Source organism: Kitasatospora sp. NPDC051164 (assembly GCF_044455625.1).
In the GTDB taxonomy this organism is placed as follows: Bacteria; Actinomycetota; Actinomycetes; order Streptomycetales; family Streptomycetaceae; genus Kitasatospora.
In genome coordinates this window covers 188,585-208,666 of the sequence record NZ_JBITFB010000010.1, presented here as the reverse complement: position 1 = coordinate 208,666, position 20,082 = coordinate 188,585, and the positions used below count along the sequence as shown (strand labels likewise).

Below are 20,082 nucleotides of genomic sequence, written 5' to 3'. Positions count from 1 at the left end.
TTGCGCTACCACTTCCAGCCTGGGCAGCGGCGACACCAGCCGCACTTCGGACGGCCCGGTCTGCTCGCCGCCGGGCGGAGCGCGAGGCGAGTCATCGCGCCGTGTCGGCTCCGCCCGCGGAGCCCGCTCCCGCTGTCGGCGAGCGGCCGGGCGCGCCGGCCGCCCAGCGGCGGCGGACCGCGTCCTCGTGCTCGGCCTGCTCGAGCCCCTGGTCCAGGTGCGCCAGCGCTTCGGCGAGGCGCGGGAGCCAGTGCCTGCGCAGGGCGCGGACCCGCCGCCCGGTACGGTCGATCTCGGCCTGGACCAGGCCTGCCGCGGTGCGTGCCGCCGCGTACGCGGCAGCCGTCCGCACCACGGTGCGGTAGGCGGTCTCCGCGTGTGCGAGGGCGGTGTTGGCCGGCAATGCCTCGGTGGGTGCCCGTACGGCGTCGGTGCAGACGGCCCTGGACGGGTGGTGTACGCCCATCGACACCGTCCACTCGACGACGACGTCGGCCCGGCTCGCGACGACCGCCGCCGGCGCCCGATCGCCGCTCAGAAGCAGCCCGCGCAGCAGCCACGTCTCGGCCTCCTGCACCGCCGTGTGCCAGGCCCGCCGGGCGGCCTCCTCCTCGGCCGCCAGCAGTCGATGTCGCTCGCGCAGGACGGCGAGCTTGCGGTCCAGGAGCTCGGACCCGCGCAGTGCGACCTCGAGCCGGTGCCGCAGGCGCAGCCGTCCGGCCCGCCCCGATACGGGGTGCGGCCCTCCGGGGCGCGGTGGGGTCATGCGACACCGTGCCGGTCGAGCAGTTCGGACGGGATCATGGCGAGCTGGCCGCGGGGCAGGGTGCGCAGGACCTCCCAGGCAAGCGCCAGGGAGGCGTCCAGCGGCCGGTTCTCGTCGGGGCGCTGGGCCAGGAAGCGGAGCTGGAAGGCCTCGTCGAGTTCCAGGTACCGCAGGTCGGTGGGGCTGAGGGCGGGGCGGCCGATGAGGTCGGCGAGCTCCCGGACCTGCCGGGCCCGGGCGAGCGCGGCGAGCAGCTGGGCGGCGACGTCGAGATGGTCCTCCCGGGTGCGCCCGGGGCCGGCCCCCTTGCGCATCAGGCGGGAGAGCGAGGAGAGCGCGTCCACCGGCGGGTACACGCTGCGGGCGTGGGTCTCGCGGGTGAGGACGATCTGCCCTTCGGTGATGTAGCCGGTGAGGTCGGGGACCGGGTGGGTGATGTCGCCGGCGGGCATGGTGAGGACCGGTAGGACGGTGACCGAGCCGGGGCGGTCGCGGATGCGGCCGCAGCGTTCGTACAGCGATGCGAGGTCGCTGTAGAGGTAGCCGGGATAGGCCCGTCGGGCGGGGATCTCGCCCCGTGCGGCGGAGACCTCACGCAGCGCCTCGGCGTAGGCGGTCATGTCGGTCATCACCACGAGGACGTGCCGCCCGCCGTCGAAGGCCAGGTGCTCGGCGACGGTTAGCGCCAGACGGGGGGTGAGCAGCCGTTCGATCACCGGGTCGTCGGCGGTGTTGAGCAGCAGCACCAGCTCGCCGGCGGCCGAGCGCTCGGCGAGGGCGCCGCGGACGAAGGACGCGTCGGCGTGCGTGAGGCCCATGCCGGCGAAGACGACGCTGAACTCCTCGCCGCCGGTAGTGGACTGCGCGGCGATCTGTACGGCGAGTTCGAGGTGCGGCAGACCCGCCGCCGAGAAGATGGGCAGCTTCTGCCCCCGTACGAGCGTGGTGAGCACGTCGATGGCGCCCACCCCGGTGAGGACGGGCTCGGAGGGAGGCACGCGCCGAACCGGGTTGATCGGGGTGCCGCCGACCTCGGCCTCGGCAGCACCGAACACCGGCGGTCCGCCGTCGATCGGCTCACCTCGCCCGTTGCAGATCCGGCCCAGCCAGCCCGGCCCGACCGGGATGCGCAGCGGGCTGCCAGCGAAGGCGACCCGCACCGCCGTCGGGTCGATGCCCGCGGTGCCCTCCAGCACCTGGAGCACGGCGAGGCCGCGGTCGACCTCCAGGACGAGGCCGTGCCGCTGCTCGCCCGAGCCGAGGGTGATCCGGACGAACTCGTCCCAGCCGACCCCGGTGACCCCGCCCACCACCGCGAGCGGACCGCGCAGTTCGCGGACGTCGGTGTACTCGACCTCGCTCCATCTCACGGCCGTCCCCCTGGCGCCAGCGCCTGCAGGACGGCGTCCCGCCGGGCGGCCACTCCCGCGGCGTTCCGGGGCCCGGTCTCCTCGCGGGCACGCAGCAGCGGCGTGAAGTCGACGACCTCGACCGCGTCCGCCGGGGTGCCGGATTCCACCAGCGCCCGGCACCGGGCGGCGACCGCGAGAACGGCCTCCACCAGGGCGGTGGTCTTCTCCGGCGCACAGTACGCGTCCTGCGCGGACAGCGCGCTCTGCTGGAGCACCCCTTCCCGGACCAGCCGGCCGGCCAGCACACTGATCCGCTCCTGGTCCGGCAACGCGGTGAGGCCGACCAGCTCGACGAGATCGGCCAGCCGGTCGGCCTCGGTGAGCACGGCGGCGACCTGCTTGCGGTGCCGTGCCCAGCCCGGGTCGCCGGAGCCCGCCCGAGCAGTGGACAGGGCTCCGACGTCGCGGGAGAAGGAGCCGGACCAGGAGATCGCCGGATAGTGGCGGGCGTACGCCAGCTCTCGGTCGAGCGTCCACAGGCAGCGCACGAAGCGCTCCGTGTGCGCGGTGACCGGTTCGGCCAGGTCCCCGCCCGGCGGTGAGACGGCGCCCAGCACGGTCACCGTGCCCAAGGCGCCCGAAAGGGTACGGACGGCCCCAGCCCGCTCGTAGAAGGCCGCCAGCTCTGAGGCGAGGCGGGCCGGGTAGCCCTCCTCGGCGGGGAGTTCGCCCATCCGGGAGGCGAACTCGCGCAGCGCCTCGGCCCAGCGCGAGGTGGAGTCGGCGATCACCACCACGTCGAGTCCCATGTCGCGGAAGAACTCGGCCACCGTCACACCCGTGTGGACGCTCGCCTCGCGGGCCATCATCGGCATGTTGGAGGTGTTGGCAACCACGACCGTCCGGTCGGCGAGGCGCCCTCCGGTCCTGGGGTCGTCCAGCTCGGCCAGTTCGGCGATCACGTCGGCCATCTCGTTGCCGCGCTCTCCGCAGCCGACGTAGATGATCACATCGGCGTGGCACCACTTGGCGATCTGCTGGAGCAGGACGGTCTTGCCGGTGCCGAAGCCGCCCGGGACGGCGACCGTGCTGCCCAGGGCCACAGGGAACAGCAGGTCGATCACCCGCTGGCCGGTGTGCAGGGGGTCGACGGCGTCGATCCGCGCGCGCACCGGGCGAGGGGTGCGGACCGGCCACTCGGCAGCCATCCGGACCTCGGTGCCGCCGACTACCGCGAGCACCGCGTCGGCCGGATAGCGGCCCTCGGGGGCGATCCGCTCCACCGGCCCCGAACAGCCGGGCGGCACCAGAACGCGGAAGGGCACCGCCTGGGTGGTGACCGTCCCGAGCGCGCCGCCCTCATCCGTCCGCGCGCCCGGTTCGACGGACGGGACGAAGGGCCAGGCGCGGCCGTTCGCGCGGCTGCCACCGCCGGGGACGAGCCGGTCCCCGGCATCGGAAAGGGGGCGGAGCAGGCCGTCGAAGACACCGCCGAGCAGCCACGGCCCCAGCGCCGCGCGCAGCGGCCCGCCCCGAGGGCGGGCCGGATGCCCCGGTGCCAGACCGCCGGTGTACTCGTACGCCTGGACGGTCGCCACCCCGCCGCCGATCGCCACCACCTCGCCGGGCAGTTCGGCGTCACCGAGTAGCACCACGTCATGCATGGCGATGTCACCGGAGCACGCCAGCTCCACCAGCGGACCGGCGACCCGCAGGATCCGGTACGGGGTCACGGCTCCCACAGCGCCTCCGCGGCCGAGCCGATCCGCTCCAGCGCCCGGTCGGCCACGGCGGGCAGGCCGAGATCGACCACCCGGCCCGGGGCCGTCGCGAGGACGCCGCCGTCCGGGTGCCCGACGACCCGGGCATCCGGGCCGAGCAGGGATCGTGCCCGTGCTGCCAGCCGCTCGCGGTGCGCCGGGTCCGCCTCGCACAGCTCGCGCAGGCGCGCGGTGATGCGTCGGCGAAGCTCCGCATAGGCCGCGCCCCGGGCGGCCAGTTCGGCATTCCGGGCAGCGCTGCGGGCGCGGGTGAGTTCCTGCCGCGCCGCTGCCCGCCCGTCGGCCGCCCCGTCCTGTCGGGCACCGCCGAGGATCGCCTCGGCCTCGGTCGTGGCGGCCGCGAGCGTACGGTCGGCGTCCCGGCGTGCCTCGGAGAGGAGCACGTCCGCGTCCGCCCGGGCGGTGCGCAGGAGCTCCGCCCGCACCGGGCGCAGGGCGTCGGTCGGCGGTTCGGCGTTCACGGGGGCATCACGACGGTCAGTGGCCGGGCCCCCTCCGCGAGTTCGCAGCCGACGGCCCGGGCCGCGTCCGGTGTGAGGATGACCAGCTCTGCGCCCTCGGGCAGCTCGGCCCAGGCCCGCCGCACCTCCTCGGGCCGCTCGGCGACCAGTACCACCACCCCGGCGAGTGCCAGCCCGGCCACCCGGGTCCGCTCGCCGATGGCGGCCACCGCGCCCACGTCAGGCCTTCCCGATCAGCAGGATCGCCACCACCAGGCCGTACACGGCGATGCCCTCGGCGAGGCCGACGATGACCATGGCCCGCCCGAAGAGCTCCGGGCGCTCACTCAGCGCGGCGATCGCGGCGGCGCCGGTGTAGGCGACGGCCAGCGACGCCCCGATCGACGCGCCCGCCACCGCGATCGCGGCGCCGATCAGCGCGGCCGACCCGGACCCCGAAGCCGCGGCAGCCGTCGGCGCGTCCGCCCGGGCGGTGCTGTTCAGCGCGGTCACCAGCAGGGCGAGCGCGCCGCCGACCATCAGCACGTTCACGCCGAGCAGCCAGCGTACGGCCGCACGGCCGCGCCGCCGGGTCAGCAGATGAACGGCGCCGAACACCCCGGCCAGGACCGGGAGTGTGATCAGCCAGGTGACCACTCAGCTCACCTCCGTACGGCGGACGGGCAACCGCCAGGGCCGGAACGGCCGGCCCAGGCTCTCGAACACGCGCGAGAACAGCTCGTAGAACTCGAGCCGCAGGGCCTGGACCCCGGCCACCAGGCCTTCCAGCGCGAAGGCCAGGGCATTGCCTGCGACGAACACCAGCACCGCCCCGACCAGCGCCCACGGACCCCGCCCGGCCAGAGCGGCCGTGCCGTGCCACACCACCTGCCCGAGGGCCGCGTGGGTGAGGCCGAATGCGGCGAGACGCGCGAAGGACACGGTGTTGGCGAGGATGCGCACCAGCACGTCGAAGAGTTGTACCCCGGTTTGTGCCGCGCCGCCCAGCCCACCACCGGTCGCGGCGAAAAGGCCCGTACCGGCCAGCGCCAGCCCGGTGACCGCCAGCGCCGCCCCGGCGACCGCGGCCACCGGTACGTGCAGGTACGTTCCGCAGCCGCCCAGGCCGAGGCCGAGGAAGACCGCGAAACCGGCCACCCCGGAGGTCGCGTACAGTGCCCTTGCCGGGCCTCCCTCGCGCCACCTGTTCGACACCCCGGCCGCGTACGCCAGCCCCAGAAGCAGCCCGCCCAGGCCGACGGCCGCCAGCAGCAGCCGCCCGGGCTCGTCCAGCGGATCCAGCCACAGCACCGGAAGCAGCCCGGTCGGACCGAAGAACTCCCCGTACGCCGCACCCGCCAGCGTGGCGGCCAGCCCGGCGCCGGCCACGAACGGCCACAGCCGGCGCAGCCGCGCGAGCCGCCGGGGGCGACCGCGCCACAGCAGCAGCGCAGCCAGCACGAGCAGCAACCCGTGCCCGGCATCGCCGAACATCAGGCCGAACATCACCGCGTAGGCGATCCCGGCCGGCCAGGACGGGTCGAGGTCCGCGTACGGCACCGTGCCGTACGTCGTCACCAGCGGGACGAACGCCCGGTGCACCCGCCCGCCATCGCGCAGCTGCGTGGGTGGGTCGACCCCGCGGGGCGGGCGCAACGGCAGCACCGCGCCCCCGACCGGGCCCAGCCGCTCGGCCAGGTGCGGCACCTCCGCGGCGGGGCACCAGCCCGCAAGGGCAGACACCTCGCCCTGCCGGACCGCGCTCGCCAGCCGCTCCTCCAGCTCCGCCTCGCCCGCCAGGAGATCACTCTGGTGCCGCCGCTCCAGCGCGTCGAGATCGGGCGGCGCGCCGGACAGGGCGGCGGATCCGCCCGGCGCGGCGGTGAGCAGCCGCAGCCGTCGGCCCGCCGGTCCCGGCGGCACCTCCTCGACCCGGTCGACCTCCACACAGCCCGCCTCCGCGAGCAGCAGCAGCGTTTCGCGCAGCGTCCCGGTGGGCGCCACGACCGCCACCCGCCGCATCCGGACCGGTGACATCGCCTCAGCCCAGCGCATCGAACGCCTCCGGAGGCCCGCCGCGTTCGGCCAGCACCAGCGCGGCCCGCACCCGCCACACGTCCGCGGACAGCACCGCCACGGCCCCCACCACCGGCGCGAGGCCGAACCGGGTGCCGCGCAGCAACACCGCGCCGTCCCGGTCGAGAACCGTCCACCAGCGGGCTTCCGCCCGCCACAGGTCCGCCGCGTCCTCGACTCCGTCCACCGCCCAGCGGGCGTCCGGCGCCAGTTGATGGCGGAACTCCTCGAACGAGGCCGCCCCGACGGCCCGCGACCCCAGGAGCGGGGCGGCGCGCCGCGCGGCCGCCGCAGGCAGCGGGCGCCCCGTGACGTACCGGTCGCGGGCCGCCAGCAGGGCGGCCCGGCCCGCCGCCCACCGCCGCGCGGGCGGCACCGCCTCGGCGGTCCGGGCGGCGGCCGCGACCCGTAGCGCGGTGGCCACGGACACCGGGTCCTCGCCACCTGGGTCCATCCAGGCCGAGGCGGCCAGGGCGGCCCGCAGCTCGGTGGGACTCCCGGCCCGCGCCAGGCGGTGCCACGCGGTCGCCAGCGCCCCGAGTCGGTACGGCGGAGGAGGCTCGACTCCGGTGAAGGAGCGCAGCCGGCCCTCGACGTTGGCTATCTCGAACCCGCCCGCCAGCACCCGGAGCGCGTTCGCACCGGCGCGCGGCAGCCAGCCGGCCAGCACCCGCAGGTGCCACAGCAGTGTCTCGGAGACGGCTCGCTGCGCCTGGGCAAGGTCGGCGTCCGGGAGGAGGTCCCTGCGGTAGGGCGTCGCCGCCAGTTGCCTCAGGGCATCACCGAGCGTGGGGGCGGATGCGAGTTCCCGCGCCCCTTGGAGCCCCAGGCAGCGGGAGAGCAGGGCCCGCGCCCGGGTCACCCCGCCGACCCACGCGGCGCTCACCGGGACCTCCTCGGCTCCTCGGCCTGCGCAAGCGCCTGCGCTGCCGCCCGGTCGACCAGCGCGGGCATCCGTTCCGCAACCCGTCGGCGGGCGTCCGTCACCACCCGATCGGCCGCCGCAAGCAGCCCGCCCGCCTCGGCCTCAGCCGGACGGCGCACCGCGGAAGCGGCCTCCTCCCGGACCTGCGGCGCCTGGTGGCGGGCCTCCGCGACGATCTCCTCGGCCCGCCGCGCGGCCGTCCGCCGCATGTTCTCGGCCTCTTGTGCGGCTGCGGCGCGGATCGCCGCGGCCTCCTCCTGGGCCTCCGTCAGTTCGTCCAGGGACGGACCCAGTTCGGCGGCCAGCTCCGCCGCGCGGTCCGCGGGAACGCCGGTCGCACTCGCACCGGGCGCTCCGGTCGGGCGGAACCGTGCCAGGAAGTCCCGGAACGTCACCACGCGAGCCCTCCTGCAGGTCGGCCCCCACTCCAGTCTCCACGCGGAGCGGCGGCTGTCATCCGGGACGTACCTCGGCGGTGACCTGCCGGGGCAGGACGTCTCCCGGACCGGCCGGCAGCGGGGCTCAGTCGGATGCGGGTACGGTGACGACCGGGCAGTGGGCGCGGTGCAGCAGGCCGTGGGGGACGGAGCCGAGCCGCATTCCGGTGAACCCGCCTCGGCCGCGCCGTCCGACGACGACGGCCAGTGCGTTCTCGGAGGCCTTGGCCAGCTCCTCGACGGGATGTCCTCGCACCACCTGGCGGGTGACGGTGACGCCGGGGTGGTTCGCAGTCTGCTCGGCCACCGCCTCGGAGAGCAGGCGGCGGCATTTCTGGAGCGCGTTGACTTGGTCCGTGGACTCCAGTAGCGACGGCTGCCACACCCACAGCGCCCGCAGGTGCGCGTCACGCGCTGCGGCGGTTTCGAAGGCGTCCTCGACGGCGGCGTGGGAGGCCCGGCTGCCGTCGACCCCGACAACGAGGTACGGCGGCTGCTCGGTGCTGTTCGCGGGTTCCAGTACCACGACCACCGGGCAGGCGGCCTGGGCGCTGACCGGTACGGCCACGGAGTTTGCGCTGAGGAACTCCTCCAGGCGGCTCAGCCGCCGTGAGCCGAGGACGACCAGGCACGCGTTGTGCGATTCGCGGCACAGCACCTGGGCGGGCGCGCCCTCATCCAGGACGGTGGCGATGTGGAGGCCGGATTGCTGACCGGGGACGGAGGCGGCGGCCTCGTCGAGCAGCTGCTGCCCGGCCTCCCGCTGCCTGGAGCCGTCGGTTCCGCGCGGCCAGTGGTGGTCTGTCGGCACCGCGTGGACCAGCCGCAGCGGCGCTTCACGGCGCTCGGCTTCGTCGGCGGCCCAGTCGAGGGCCGGCCGCACGGTGTCCCGCATGTCCACACCGACGACGACGGGACGGGACTCTCCAGGGCCGGTCATCCTTCCTCCAACCGGAGTCCTACCTTGCCCCCATGAGTACCGTACGGGCACCGGTACCGCCGTCGGCAGGGCCGGATGGCCCCGACCGCGGAGGGCCGGGTGTTTCTGGTCGGCCCGCCGGATTCCGTGCCCAGCCGGATGATTCGCGACGCGGCCTGGCTGCGGCCGGGCCTCACACTCCGGCGGCGGCGACGACGGCGTCGGTGGCGAAGCCCAGCAGCAGGCCCAGCAGGATCATCCAGGTGGTCAGCACCTTCATCCCGCCGCGACGTGCCACCGCGAGGAGCTCGATGATCACGTAGAGGATGGAGCCGGCGGCCAGGCCCAGGAACGCGATGCTCACGGTGTTATTGACCACCTGCTGGCCGATCGGAGTGCCCACGAAGGTGGGGCCGCCGCCGATGAGGCCGAGCAGCGCGAGGCTGACCCAGGGAGGGTCGCTCGCCTGCTGCGGCCAGCGGGGCGACGATGCCGAACCCCTCGGTGGCATTGTGCAGACCGAAACCGGTGATCAACAGGATGGCGAGCGAGAGTTCGCCCTTCGCAGCGGAGTTGCCGATGGCCAGGCCTTCCGCGAGGTTGTGCAGGCCGATGCCGATGGCGATCATCAGGGCGAGGCCGGCGGCCCTGGAGCGAGCCCGGGGAGCCAGTTGTTCGGTCACGGCCGAGGCACCAGGACCCTGCGACGACGAGGCCCGCGATGCCTGACGGCGGGCGATCCATCGGTCGTAGTGCACCAGGCCCATCAGGCCGACGGCCAGGCCCGAAGCGAGCACCAGGCCGCCGGTGGCGGCGCCGGCCCAGTGGTGGTCGCTGAGTGCGGCGTCGGTCGGTTCCCAGGCGGCCGTCAGGATGTCCCAGAGCAGGAAGAGCAGGATGCCGATGGCGACCGCGTTCAGCGCATTCCTCAGCCGCGCAGCGGGGCTCTGCAGGCGTCCGATCGGAAGGCCGAGGAAGATGGTGAGGCCGGCGATGGCGCCGAGCAGGGCGATCTGCGGACCGGACACGGTGGGCTCCGAGAAACGCGACAGTCAGAGCAGGCTGAATTGAAGGCAAGCCTTACCTAAGAAGTCGGCTCCGTCTCATCCCGGTCGCAATCCCGGTCCGGGCATGTCGTTCACGGTGCTGCCCGTCGATGGTGTCGGCCGCTGATCGCCGGTCTCTGGCGGCTCCTTGGATAACGTGGGCAGGGTCAGCCTCGCTGCTAGGCCTGGTCGCCGCGGACGACGACGACCGGGCACGGGGCGTGCTGGACGCAAAGCTGGCCCACTGAGCCCAGCAGTGTGCCGGCGAGGCCGCCGAGCCCCCGGTTGCCGACGACCAGGAGCTCGGCACCGCGCGCCCGTTCGAGGAGGATTTCCGCTGCGTGTCCGGACTCGACGATCTCGACGATCTCGACATGGTTGTCGTCCGTGGTGACCTCGGCGACGGCCTGGGCCAGCATCCTGCCGGCGACCGCTCCGAGTTCGCGGTCGACCGATGCCGGTGCCCAGCCGTAGACCGTCGGGAAGCGCCAGCAGATCACTGCTTCGACCACGGCGCCGGTCGCGGCCGCCTGTCCGAGGGCCCAGCGGAGTGCGCGCTTGGACGGGGATGAGCCGTCGACGCCGACGACGATCCGTCGCTCGGGAGGGACTTCGGTGTCCATCTCGTACCCCGCTCTCGGCTCGGGAGGGATGCGGTCGCCCCTGATTCCGACCGTGCACCACCGGGTGCCGCAACCCAAAGGGCCGCCCGGCCCCACCTGCGGGGGCCGCCCCGGCCCTCGCGAGGGTCTCGTGCCCGAGCGAGCATGGGAGATGTGCGAGAACGCGCCCGCCCGGGATACGTCCGCGGCACAGCCCAAGGTCGGCGCCCTCCCTGGCGTGTCGCTCAGGAGGTTGATTGTCATGGCTGCTCCCGCCCCGTCGCCGGTCCGGGTGGAAGCCTGGCTGGATCTGCCGCTCTCGCGCTGGCTCTGGCTGGTGAAGTGGGTCCTGGTCATCCCGCACTGGATCGTCCTGTGCATCTTGTGGGTGGCCTTCGTCCTGCTCACCGTGATCGCGTTCTTCGTGATCCTGTTCACGGGCCGGTACCCGCGAGGCATCTTCGACTTCAACGTGGGCGTGCTGCGCTGGTCCTGGCGGGTGTCGTACTACGCCTACGGCGGCCTGGGCACCGACCGTTACCCGCCGTTCAGCCTCGGTGAGGAGCCCGACTATCCGGCGCGGCTGGACATCGCCTACCCCGGTGAACTCTCGCGCGGGCTGGCGCTGGTGAAGTGGTGGCTGCTGGCGCTGCCGCACTACCTGGTGGTCGGATTCTTCCTGGGCGGCTTCCGTGAGGTGTGGGGTGGCGGGCTCATCGGCCTGCTCGCGTTGTACGCGGTGTTCACTGGCCGCCACCGCCCGGTACCCCATGGGCATCTTCGATCTGCTGGTCGGCCTGAGCCGGTGGGTGTTCAGGGTCGCCGCGTACACGGCCCTGATGACCGACGACTATCCGCCGTTCCGGCTCGACCAGGGTGGCCCCGATCCGGCCGGTGACCCCCTTCCGGGGAGCGGGCCGAGCGGTGACACCGATCGCTGACCGTCGTGCGGGGCTCACCGAGGAGCAGGCGGAACGGCTGCTCGCGGATCACGGGCCGAACGAGGTCGGTGCACCGCCGAGCCCCCCGCTGTGGTCCCGCGTCGTCGCCCAGCTGAGCGACCCGCTGATCCTGGTGCTGCTCGCCGCGGTCGTCCTCACTGTGGCGACCGGTGATCACCCCGACGCGATCGTGATCGGGCTGGTCATCCTGGTCAACACCACGGTGGGGGTCGCCCAGGAGATCCGTGCGGCCAACGCGGTGGCCGCGCTGTCCGCACCGACGGCGCGGGTGCTGCGCGACGGTGAGGAGCGGGAGGTGGCCGCCGCCGCAGTCGTGCCAGGCGACGTCCTGCTCCTCGCCGAGGGGGACATCGTCCCCGCCGACGCCGAACTTGCGGATGCCTCAGCGCTGCTGGTGGACGAGTCGATGCTGACGGGCGAGTCGGTTCCCGTGGAGAAGGACGTGATCGGTGCCAGCGGCCTCAGCGCCGGCACGACGGTGCTGCGCGGGCGGGCGGTCGCCGTCACCACGGCCACCGGGGCGGACAGCGCGCTGGGCCGGATCGCGGCCTCGTTGCACCCGCGGCCCCAGCCGACCCCGTTGCAGCGCCGGCTGGCCGGGCTGGGCCGGGTGCTGGCGCTCGTCACGGTCGGCCTGTGCCTGGTGGTGTTCGCGTTGGGGTTGGTGCGCGGCCAGGCACCCGAGGCGATGGCGGTCACCGCGATCAGCCTCGCCGTCGCAGCCGTCCCCGAGTCGCTGCCCGCCGTGGTGACACTCGCGCTCGCCCTCGGCGCCCGCCGGATGGCCCTGAGACATGCCGTCGTCCGCAGACTCCCGGCCGTCGAGACGCACGGCTCGATCACCGTGCTCGCGACCGACAAGACCGGCACGCTCACCGAGGGCCGGATGGTGGTCGAGCGGCTGTGGGCCCCCGGATGGCAGGCGACGATCACCGGCGCGGGCTACCAGCCGGTCGGGGAGGTCCGGGTGGAGGGCGCCGAAGCGAAAGCCGCGACCCGGGCCCTGCTGCGGGTGAGCGCGCTGTGCAACGACGCTGCGCTGCGGCCGCCCGAGGCCGACGACGGTCAGTGGACCGTCCTCGGCGACCCGACCGAGGCGGCGCTGCTGGTGGCCGCGGTGAAGGCCGGATGCGACCTCGCGCGGCTCGCCGGGGAGTGTCCCCGGGTCGACGAGCTGCCCGTCGACAGCATCCGGAAGCGGATGACAACCGTGCACCGCACCCCCTCCGGGCAGTGGGAGATCTGCCTCAAGGGCGCTCCCGAAGCCGTACTCGACCCGGCCGTGCTCGACGCCGACCCCGATGAGCTGGAGCAGACCCGGCAGGCGGCCGCCGGGCTCGCCGCCGACGGCTACCGGGTGCTGGCTGTCGCGTCCGGATTGCGGGACGAGGTCGCCGGGCCGGTGGAGTCGAGGCTGCGCCTGCTCGGACTGGCCGCACTGAGCGACCCGCCCAAGCCGGCGGCCGCCACGACCATTGCGGCCTGCCGCCGGGCCGGCATCACCCCGGTGCTGATCACCGGGGACCACCCCGCCACCGCCCGCGCGATCGCCGGCCGGATCGGGCTGCTGGAGGACGGCGAGAGGGCGGCCGAGGTGGTCACCGGCCGGGAGCTCGCTGCCGGGGCCGCGCCGGATCTGTCGCGGGTGCGGGTCTTCGCGCGCACCGATCCGCAGCAGAAGCTCGACCTCGTCGAGGCCTGGCGCGCGGGCGGTGCGGTCACGGCGATGACCGGCGACGGGGTCAACGACGGCCCTGCATTGCAGCAGGCGGACATCGGGGTGGCGATGGGCCGCCGCGGCACCGAGGTGGCCAGGCAGGCCGCCGACCTCGTCCTGGCGGACGACGAACTCGCCACCGTGGTAGCGGCGGTGGAGGAGGGCCGCCGGGTCTACGACAACATCCGCCGCTTCCTGGTCTACGCAATGTCCGGTGGCGCGGCGGAGATCCTGGTCATGCTGCTGGGCCCGTTCATGGGCCTCGCGCTGCCGCTGCGCGCGGGCCAGATCCTCTGGATCAACCTCCTCACCCACGGGCTGACCGGCGTCGCCGTTGGCGCGGAGCCCGTCTCCGGCCAGGCGATGCGGCGCCCGCCCCGGCCGCCGAACGAGCATGTGCTGGGGGCCGGCCTGTGGCAGCGCGTCCTGCGCCTGGGCGTCGTGGTCACACTGATCGCGCTGGGTGCGGGTCTGTGGGCCGAAAGAGCCGGACACGCCTGGCAGAGCGTGCTCTTCCTCGCCCTGCTCGCGGCGCAGCTCGGCGTGGTGCTCGGCCTGAGGGAGCGGCTGTTCACCAGGGCGAATCCATTCCTCCCGCTGGCTGTCCTGGCTTCGGCGGGGCTTGGCGTCGCGGCGCTCTATGTGCCGTTCCTCCAGGACGTCTTGGAGACCGAGCCGGTGTCCTGGACGGACGGCATCGTGGTGACGGCCGCCGCGTCGGTTGCCTTCGCCGCTGCTCGAGTCGCCGGCCGACCGGGCCGGGAGGGCCGGGTCGGCCGCGATGCCGAGAGGCCGCGAGGAGCGCAGTGGCGCGGCCGTTTCCGGCACCACCGATGAAGGGCCGTGCTGGTGATGCAGGGCCATGACGGGCCGGACGATCCGGTCGGTGCCCTCGGGTGGAGGCCCTGCCGGGAGTCGCGGACTCAGGGCGTCCGGTGCCACGATCGCGAGCTGCGCCGGGGTGAGTGCCGCTGTGCCGAACAGCCGGTGCAGGGCGGGGACATAGACGATCGCGGCGGCGACGGCCAGTGAGAAGGCGATGCCGACGAGCAGCTGCGGGTTGCTGAGGACACCGATCGCGCGCAGTGAGGCGTGTTCGGTGCGGGCCGCGAAGGCGGTGCCGATCTGGCAGGTGACGATGCCGAGCCAGGCGACCGTGGTGGCCTGTTGGTACGTCAGGTGCAGTGCGCTGCCTGCGCCGGTCGGGTCGCCGGGGTGCCAGCCACCCGAGGTGAGGGTGAGGAAGTAGCCGCCCATGATCAGGACGGCGGAGATCAGTCCGAGGAACCCCCAGGCACGGGCGAGCATGCTTCCTCGGATGACCCGCTCGTCGCGAGGGCGAGGCGGACGGTCCATCAGTCCGGGCTCGGCCTTCTCCCGGCCGAGGGCGAGGGCCGGCAGGGTGTCGGTGCCGAGGTCGATGGCGAGGATCTGCATCACCGTCAGCGGCAGGGGAATCGCGCCGCCCGCGAGCGCGAAGACCAGGAACGGGACGACCTCGGGGATCGCGTGGCTGAAGATGTAGACGATGAACTTGCGGATGCTGTCGTAGGTCCGCCGACCCGCCTCCACCGCCGTCACGATGGTGGCGATGTTGTCGTCGGTCAGCACCATCGCCGCGGCTTCGCGGGCGACGTCGGTACCGGATCGGCCCATCGCCACACCAATGTAGGCGCGCCGCAGGGCGGGGGCGTCATTGACGCTGTCCCCGGTCATTGCAACGGTGTGGCCCTCGGCGCGCAGGGCGTCGGCGATCCGGAGCTTGGCCTCCGGCGAGCTTCGCGCGAAGATCACCTCCTCGCCGAGGCCGAGCAGGGTGTCCAGCCGGTCGTCGTCCATCGCGTCCAGTTCCGTGCGGGTGACGATGCGCATGCCGCGGTGGCCGATGCCGACCTGCGCGGCGACGGCGGCCGCCGTCAGACCGTTGTCGCCGGTGACCACGTGCACGGTGATCCCGGCCCGGTGGGCCTGTTCGATGGCGCGGGCGACCTCCGGCCGGGGCGGGTCGGCCATGGCGACCAGGCCGATCAGGCACAGCCGCTGCTCGGCCTCCTCGCGGTCAGCAGGGGGCTGCTGCCCAGGAGCGAGCGGCCGCCGCGCCACGGCGAGGACCCGCAGCCCTCGCCCGGCCAGTCGGGCGACGGCGTGCGCGACCTCGGTGCGGTCGGCGGGGGTGAGCGCGCTCGGTGCCGTGGTCGAGCAGGTCGACGGCGTGGGTGAGGACCTCCTCGGGGGCGCCTTTGCTGTGCAGGACGACCGTGCCGTCGCGCTTGTCGGCGGTGGTCATCAGTTTGACGTGCGGGTCGAAGCGGAACAGCGCCCGGCGTCCGCGGACACGGCGCTCCGGCGGGCAGGACGTCCCCACCCGGGCGGCCAGCTCCAGCAGGGCGAGTTCGGTCGGGTCGCCGTGGCCGGCCTCCGAGTCGGCGGTGGTGCAGGTGGCGGCCGCATCTGCGAGCAAGAGGAGTCCGGCGGGTACGGGCAGGTGTCGTCGAGGGCGAGCTCACCGCCGGGCGTCCAGACGGCCGTGACACGCATGCGGTTCTCGGTCAGGGTCCCGGTCTTGTCGGTGCAGATGACCGTGGTCGAGCCCAGCGTCTCCACGGCGGAGAGCCGCTTGACCACGGCACCGCTGCGGGCCAGGTCACGTACCCCGGCGGCGAGGGCGAGGGTGATGGTCGGCAGCAGGCCCTCGGGCACGTTGGCGACCAGCAGACCGATTGCGAAGGACACCGGCCGCCGCGAGTGACAGCCCGGCGGCGAGGCCCATCGACAGGAACGCCAGCCACGCCGATGGCGATCACGGCGATCAGCCGGGCGACCCGCTTGACCTGGTGCTCCAGCGGGCTCTCCTCCCGGTGGGTGCGCTGGGTCAGGGGCGGCGATGCGTCCCAGCTCGGTGTGCATGCCGGTGGCGATGACCACGGCCAGGGCCTGTCCACCCGTGCACGCGGTGCCCGAGAAGTGCAGGTCACGCGCGCCCAGGACGGGCCCGGTGACATCCGCGAACTCGGCGGAGCGGAACACCGGGACGGACTCGCCGGTCAGCGCGGACAGGTCGACCTCCACACCGCCCGACATCAGGCGGGTGTCGGCGGAGACCTGGTCGCCCTCCTCGATCACCAGGACGTCACCGGGGACCAGCGTCGTCGCGGCCACTTGGCGGCGTGCTCCGGCGCGCACCACGGTCGCCTGTTCGGGCAGGAAGTCGGCGAGGGCCTCCACGGCCTGCTCGGCCTGCCGCTCCTGAACGAAGGCGAGCAGCGCATTGAGCAGGATCACCGCAAGGATCGCCACCGCCAGGGCGAGAGCGCCGGTGACGGCCGCCAGCAGCGCGGCGAACGCCAGCAGCAGCGCCAGCGGGTGGGTGAACTGCTGCGCCAGCTCGCGGGGCCAGCGCCGTCCGCCGCGCCGCACGAGGGCGTTGGGTCCGTAGACCGTCAGACGACGCTCTGCCTCGCGCTCCGTTAGGCCTTGAGGGGAGCTCCGCAGATCGCGGAAGAGCAGGGCTGACTCCTCCCACCAGCCACCGCTTCGACGACCTTCCGAGATGGGTGCCTCGGAAGCGGCGGCCAAGGCTTGGCGGTCGGCGCTATCGGCTTCGGGGCCCCGCGCGGTTCCCACTACGGGTGCCCTGCGCTCGGTGGCGCTGGGTCATTGAGTCAGAACTTGTGGTCGAAGACCGCCGTGACGGGGGCATGGTCGGACCATCGCTCGGCGTGGGAGGCCGGCCGTTCGACGTAGGCCTCGGTGCAGCGGCGTGCGATACCCTCCGTTGTACAAACCAAGTCGATTCGCCAGCCGGAGTCGTTGTCGAAGGCGCGGCCGCGGTAGGACCACCAGGAGTAGGGGCCGGTGCGGTCGGGGTGGAGGGCGCGGACGACGTCGATGTAGCCGGCCTCGTCGTAGACGCGGGACAGCCAGGCGCGCTCTTCGGGGAGGAAGCCGGCGGACTTCTGGTTGGCCTTCCAGTTCTTGAGGTCCTCGGGGCGGTGGGCGATGTTCCAGTCGCCGCAGACGACGACCTCGCGGCCGTCGGCGGCGGCGCTGGTGCGCAGGGCGGCGAGGTGGACGAGGAATTCCGCCATGAAGCGTTCTTTCTCGTCCTGGCGCTCGGTGCCGACCTCGCCGGAGGGGAGGTAGAGGCTGGCGACGGTCAGGCCGGGAAGGTCGATTTCCACATACCTGCCCGAATTGTCGAATTCCTCCGACCCGAATCCGATCGTGGTGCGCTGCGGTTCCTTCCGGGACAGGATGGCGACACCGGCGCGGCCCTTGGCGACGGAGGGGGCCCAGACCGCGTGCCAGCCGTCCAGGTCGCGGAGTTCGACGGGGAGCTGCTCGGGTTCGGAGCGCACCTCCTGCAGGCAGATCACGTCCGCCTCGGTGCCGGCCAGCCACTCGACGAAGCCCTTCTTGGCCGCCGCCCGGATTCCGTTCACATTCACACTTGTCACCACGATCACCCGGGCAGCCTACCGACTCGCCGTACGCGACCGGTGCCGTGACGCGCTGCGGGCGGCCGGGCAGGCCGGGCCCGCCGGATTCCGACAGCGACTGACAGGAGCTGTCGTGAACGCGGCATGAATATGTGTGACAGTCGCGTCGAGCCGCGCCATTGGTCTTGACCATCTCCGGACGGAGCACCTAGGGTCGCTTACTGCAAGGACCTTTAATAAAGAAGGACGGATAAAAGCCCGCTCTCCCACCTGCCGCGACAGCGGACAGTGGGCCCGGCATCCGCCCTCGTTGTCGCAGGGCGGACAGGTATACAGGTGGAGGACGCGGTGGGGACGACAGGACAGCTTTCCTCGGTGCCGGAGCCGAAGTACTGGCACCTGCGCACGGTGCTGCTGCGGGCCATCGACTCGGAGTTCTCCATCGGTCAGGTCCTGCCCAACGAGCGCGAGCTCTCCGCCCGCTTCGGTGTGGCGCGGGCGACGCTGCGCCAGGCGCTCGACCAGCTGGAGCTGGAGGGCCGCCTGGTCCGCCGTCGGGGCATCGGCACCCTGATCGCCGCCCCGCGGGTCGGCGTCCCGGTCAACCGGCAGGAGGAGGGCTGGCCCGGCGCCGGCCGCAGCCAGTCCTGGCGGACGGTCGACTGCACCACCGCCCCCGCGACCGCGCAGCTGGCCAAGAGCCTCGGCATCGCCGAGGGCGCCACCGTGCACACCGTCCGCCGGGTCCGCATGGTGGAGGGCCGCGCGATGGCCGGCGAGTCGCTGCACGTGCCGGCCGCTGCCCTGCCGCACCTGCCGGGCTTCCGCGCCGAGGGCGACCGTGCCCGCTCGGTGCTGCGCCAGCTGGAGCGCCTGGAGGTCGACGGCGAGTCGCGCTCGGTCGAGCTCGGTGTCGCCGAGGCCGAGGAGGCCGCCCTCCTGGAGCGTCCGCCCGGCACCCCGGTCCTGGTCATGACCACCCAGTACGCCTCGGCCGGCCGCCTCGTCGCGGTGGCCGTCTCCACCTACCGGGCGGACACCTGCAAGCTGACCTTCGGCGAGACCGGACTGGTCGAGGTCACCCCGGTCGCCGCGACCACCGAGGTCCGCACCGCTTCCTGAAGCACCGCCTTCTGAACCATTTCCGGAAACCCTCGGGTCGAGGCCCGGGCGCCAACTGGCGTCCGGGCCTTTGCCGTTGGGTGACGGGACGGGGAGCAGGCACCCGCGCCTCGACCGGCGTCAGGCCCGCGGCGGGTCCACCGCGAAGAGTTGCTCCTCGACGTGGTCGAGGGCGACGCGCAGGGCGCCCATCGCCACGACCTCCGAGCCGAGGGCCGCCAGGGCGACCTCGGGGGCGCGCAGCGTGAACTGGGCGAGGCGCTCGCGCAGGGGGTCCAGGACGCCGTCGAGGCCGGCCGCCCAGCCGCCGATGACCACCAGCTGGGGGTCGATGGCGAGGACGAGCGCGGCGACGCCCTGGACGAGGCGGGTGAGGAAGCGGTCCATGGCGACCTTCGCGACCTCGTCGCCCTCCCGGGCCAGCCGCAGGACGCGGGCGACGGCGGCCTCGTCCAGGGGGTTGAGCGGTTTGCCGGTGGTGGACAGCAGCCGCTCGGGGGTGACCTCCTGGCCGAGCAGGTGCAGGGCGCCGATCTCGCCGGCCGCGCCGCCGTAGCCGCGGTGCAGCTTGCCGTTGATGAGGGAGCCGGCGCCCGGGCTGAGGCCCGCCATCACGAAGACGACGTCGTCGGCGCCGAGGGCCGCGCCCTGCCAGTGCTCGGCGATGGCGGCGAGGTTGGCGTCGTTCTCGATCAGGACGGGGCAGCGGAAGGAGCGCCGCAGGCGGGCGCCGAGGTCGAGGCCGGTCCAGCCGGGCATTGCGGTGCCGAGCCGGATGGTGCCGTCGCGGTCGACGATGCCGGGGGTGCCGATGCCGACGGCCCACAGGTTGTCGCGGGAGACGCCGGCCTTGCGCAGCACCTCGGCGACGGCGGTGCGGAGGGCGGTGAGCCGGTCCTCGGCCTCCAGGGTCTCGTCGACCGGCTTGAAGTGACTGCCCAGCACCTCGCCGGTGAGGTCGGCCAGGATGACCCGGATGTCGTGCACGCCGATCTCGATGCCGAGGATGTGCCCGGCCTCGGCGCGGAAGCGGAACCAGCGGGCCGGGCGGCCGCGGCGGCCGGTGCCCGGCTGGCCGTCCTCCCTCGGCTGCTCGACCTCGGCGACCAGCCCGGTCTCGACCAGACCCTCGATCACGCCCTCGACGGTCGGCCGGGAGAGGCCGGTCTCGCCGACGAGCTGAGTGAGGGTCACGGAGTGGCCGTTGCGCAGCGCCCGGAGCGTGACCGCCGCGTTGATCCGCCGCAGCAGCGAGGAGTCTCCTCCGGTGAGCCGATCCGCCAATGCGATGCCCTTCGCCGTTCGCGCGACTGCCCTGGCGCGCGATGTCGAGTGCGCGGTGCCCACCGAATGGCCCGCGGGGAGTGCGCCCCCGGAACGCGGCACTGCGGCAGGGGGCCGCCTGCACGAGGGCCGGAGGACAAGCGGAGCCTACCCGGGCAGCGGCCCGGGCGGCGAGGATCCTCGCAGCTCACCCAGGCTTCGGTATCGAAATGGT

The 20,082-nt window shown here is 73.8% G+C and carries 19 protein-coding genes and 2 pseudogenes; 3 read left to right on the top strand and 18 right to left on the bottom strand.

Going from position 1 to position 20,082, the window contains the following annotated elements; translation table 11 throughout:
• Nucleotides 1-91 precede the first annotated feature (91 nt).
• From ACIBEC_RS17315 to ACIBEC_RS17255, 13 genes are all read right to left on the bottom strand, one after another.
• Nucleotides 92-766, bottom strand: coding sequence for a V-type ATP synthase subunit D (locus ACIBEC_RS17315; RefSeq protein ID WP_360503956.1), 675 nt, complete (start codon nt 764-766; stop codon nt 92-94).
• Complete coding sequence (locus ACIBEC_RS17310) at nt 763-2,136, bottom strand: V-type ATP synthase subunit B (RefSeq protein ID WP_360503958.1); 1,374 nt, start codon at nt 2,134-2,136, stop codon at nt 763-765. The genes ACIBEC_RS17315 and ACIBEC_RS17310 overlap by 4 nt, the downstream gene beginning before the upstream one ends.
• Nucleotides 2,133-3,860, bottom strand: coding sequence for a V-type ATP synthase subunit A (locus ACIBEC_RS17305; protein ID WP_360503960.1), 1,728 nt, complete (start codon nt 3,858-3,860; stop codon nt 2,133-2,135). Before ACIBEC_RS17305 ends, ACIBEC_RS17310 begins: the two co-directional genes overlap by 4 nt.
• Nucleotides 3,848-4,360 carry a hypothetical protein gene (locus ACIBEC_RS17300; RefSeq protein WP_360503962.1) on the bottom strand — a complete coding sequence of 171 codons (513 nt, stop codon included), beginning with the start codon at nt 4,358-4,360 and terminating at the stop codon, nt 3,848-3,850. The genes ACIBEC_RS17305 and ACIBEC_RS17300 overlap by 13 nt, the downstream gene beginning before the upstream one ends.
• Complete coding sequence (locus tag ACIBEC_RS17295; protein WP_360503964.1) at nt 4,357-4,578, bottom strand: hypothetical protein; 222 nt, start codon at nt 4,576-4,578, stop codon at nt 4,357-4,359. The genes ACIBEC_RS17300 and ACIBEC_RS17295 overlap by 4 nt, the downstream gene beginning before the upstream one ends.
• A 1-nt stretch (nt 4,579) precedes the next feature.
• Nucleotides 4,580-4,996 (bottom strand): ATP synthase subunit C, encoded by a 417-nt coding sequence (locus tag ACIBEC_RS17290; protein WP_360503966.1) that lies wholly within the window; start codon nt 4,994-4,996, stop codon nt 4,580-4,582.
• Nucleotides 4,997-6,394 carry a V-type ATPase 116kDa subunit family protein gene (locus ACIBEC_RS17285; RefSeq protein ID WP_360503968.1) on the bottom strand — a complete coding sequence of 466 codons (1,398 nt, stop codon included), beginning with the start codon at nt 6,392-6,394 and terminating at the stop codon, nt 4,997-4,999.
• Nucleotides 6,381-7,301: a hypothetical protein gene (locus ACIBEC_RS17280; protein ID WP_360503970.1), complete on the bottom strand. Its 921-nt coding sequence runs from the start codon at nt 7,299-7,301 to the stop codon at nt 6,381-6,383. The genes ACIBEC_RS17285 and ACIBEC_RS17280 overlap by 14 nt, the downstream gene beginning before the upstream one ends.
• A complete protein-coding gene (locus ACIBEC_RS17275) occupies nt 7,298-7,738 on the bottom strand; it encodes a hypothetical protein (protein ID WP_360503972.1) in 441 nt (146 codons plus the stop codon). The genes ACIBEC_RS17280 and ACIBEC_RS17275 overlap by 4 nt, the downstream gene beginning before the upstream one ends.
• Nucleotides 7,739-7,862: 124 nt before the next feature.
• A complete protein-coding gene (locus tag ACIBEC_RS17270) occupies nt 7,863-8,717 on the bottom strand; it encodes a universal stress protein (protein ID WP_360503974.1) in 855 nt (284 codons plus the stop codon).
• Nucleotides 8,718-8,889: 172 nt separating this feature from the next.
• Complete coding sequence (locus ACIBEC_RS17265) at nt 8,890-9,060, bottom strand: hypothetical protein (protein ID WP_360503976.1); 171 nt, start codon at nt 9,058-9,060, stop codon at nt 8,890-8,892.
• Between the two features lie 4 nt (nt 9,061-9,064).
• Nucleotides 9,065-9,724, bottom strand: coding sequence for a hypothetical protein (locus ACIBEC_RS17260; RefSeq protein ID WP_360503978.1), 660 nt, complete (start codon nt 9,722-9,724; stop codon nt 9,065-9,067).
• Nucleotides 9,725-9,921: 197 nt separating this feature from the next.
• Nucleotides 9,922-10,365 (bottom strand): universal stress protein, encoded by a 444-nt coding sequence (locus ACIBEC_RS17255; RefSeq protein ID WP_360503980.1) that lies wholly within the window; start codon nt 10,363-10,365, stop codon nt 9,922-9,924.
• Nucleotides 10,366-10,606: 241 nt separating this feature from the next.
• Here ACIBEC_RS17255 and ACIBEC_RS17250 point away from each other — a divergent pair.
• Nucleotides 10,607-11,285: pseudogene (locus tag ACIBEC_RS17250) on the top strand (DUF4389 domain-containing protein).
• On the top strand, nt 11,269-13,860 hold the full coding sequence (locus ACIBEC_RS17245; protein ID WP_360503982.1) for a cation-transporting P-type ATPase: 2,592 nt from the start codon (nt 11,269-11,271) through the stop codon (nt 13,858-13,860). Before ACIBEC_RS17250 ends, ACIBEC_RS17245 begins: the two are co-directional and overlap by 17 nt.
• A 156-nt stretch (nt 13,861-14,016) precedes the next feature.
• Here ACIBEC_RS17245 and ACIBEC_RS17240 read toward each other — a convergent pair.
• The 4 genes and pseudogenes from ACIBEC_RS17240 to ACIBEC_RS17225 form a co-directional block, all read right to left on the bottom strand.
• Nucleotides 14,017-15,036 (bottom strand): annotated as a pseudogene (locus ACIBEC_RS17240) (HAD-IC family P-type ATPase); the annotation flags it as partial.
• Nucleotides 15,037-15,082: 46 nt separating this feature from the next.
• Nucleotides 15,083-15,400 carry a hypothetical protein gene (locus tag ACIBEC_RS17235; protein ID WP_396287966.1) on the bottom strand — a complete coding sequence of 106 codons (318 nt, stop codon included), beginning with the start codon at nt 15,398-15,400 and terminating at the stop codon, nt 15,083-15,085.
• Nucleotides 15,310-16,647 carry an HAD-IC family P-type ATPase gene (locus ACIBEC_RS17230; RefSeq protein WP_360503984.1) on the bottom strand — a complete coding sequence of 446 codons (1,338 nt, stop codon included), beginning with the start codon at nt 16,645-16,647 and terminating at the stop codon, nt 15,310-15,312. The genes ACIBEC_RS17235 and ACIBEC_RS17230 overlap by 91 nt, the downstream gene beginning before the upstream one ends.
• Before the next feature lie 38 nt (nt 16,648-16,685).
• Nucleotides 16,686-17,489, bottom strand: a complete 804-nt coding sequence (locus ACIBEC_RS17225) for an exodeoxyribonuclease III (RefSeq protein ID WP_360503986.1) — start codon at nt 17,487-17,489, stop codon at nt 16,686-16,688.
• A 321-nt stretch (nt 17,490-17,810) separates the two neighbouring features.
• Here ACIBEC_RS17225 and ACIBEC_RS17220 point away from each other — a divergent pair, with 321 nt between their 5' ends.
• Nucleotides 17,811-18,584, top strand: coding sequence for a GntR family transcriptional regulator (locus ACIBEC_RS17220; RefSeq protein ID WP_360503988.1), 774 nt, complete (start codon nt 17,811-17,813; stop codon nt 18,582-18,584).
• Nucleotides 18,585-18,704: 120 nt separating this feature from the next.
• On the opposite strand, the gene ACIBEC_RS17215 is transcribed toward ACIBEC_RS17220, so the two are convergent.
• Nucleotides 18,705-19,868, bottom strand: coding sequence for an ROK family protein (locus tag ACIBEC_RS17215; RefSeq protein WP_360503990.1), 1,164 nt, complete (start codon nt 19,866-19,868; stop codon nt 18,705-18,707).
• Between the last annotated feature and the right edge of the window lie 214 nt (nt 19,869-20,082).

Bases quoted from the DNA above. Each gene is read 5' to 3' on its own strand.
- ACIBEC_RS17315 (WP_360503956.1), bottom strand. From the start codon at position 766: ATGACCCCACCGCGCCCCGGAGGGCCGCACCCCGTATCGGGGCGGGCC.
- ACIBEC_RS17285 (WP_360503968.1), bottom strand. From the start codon at position 6,394: ATGCGCTGGGCTGAGGCGATGTCACCGGTCCGGATGCGGCGGGTGGCG.
- ACIBEC_RS17270 (WP_360503974.1), bottom strand. From the start codon at position 8,717: ATGACCGGCCCTGGAGAGTCCCGTCCCGTCGTCGTCGGTGTGGACATG.
- ACIBEC_RS17255 (WP_360503980.1), bottom strand. From the start codon at position 10,365: ATGGACACCGAAGTCCCTCCCGAGCGACGGATCGTCGTCGGCGTCGAC.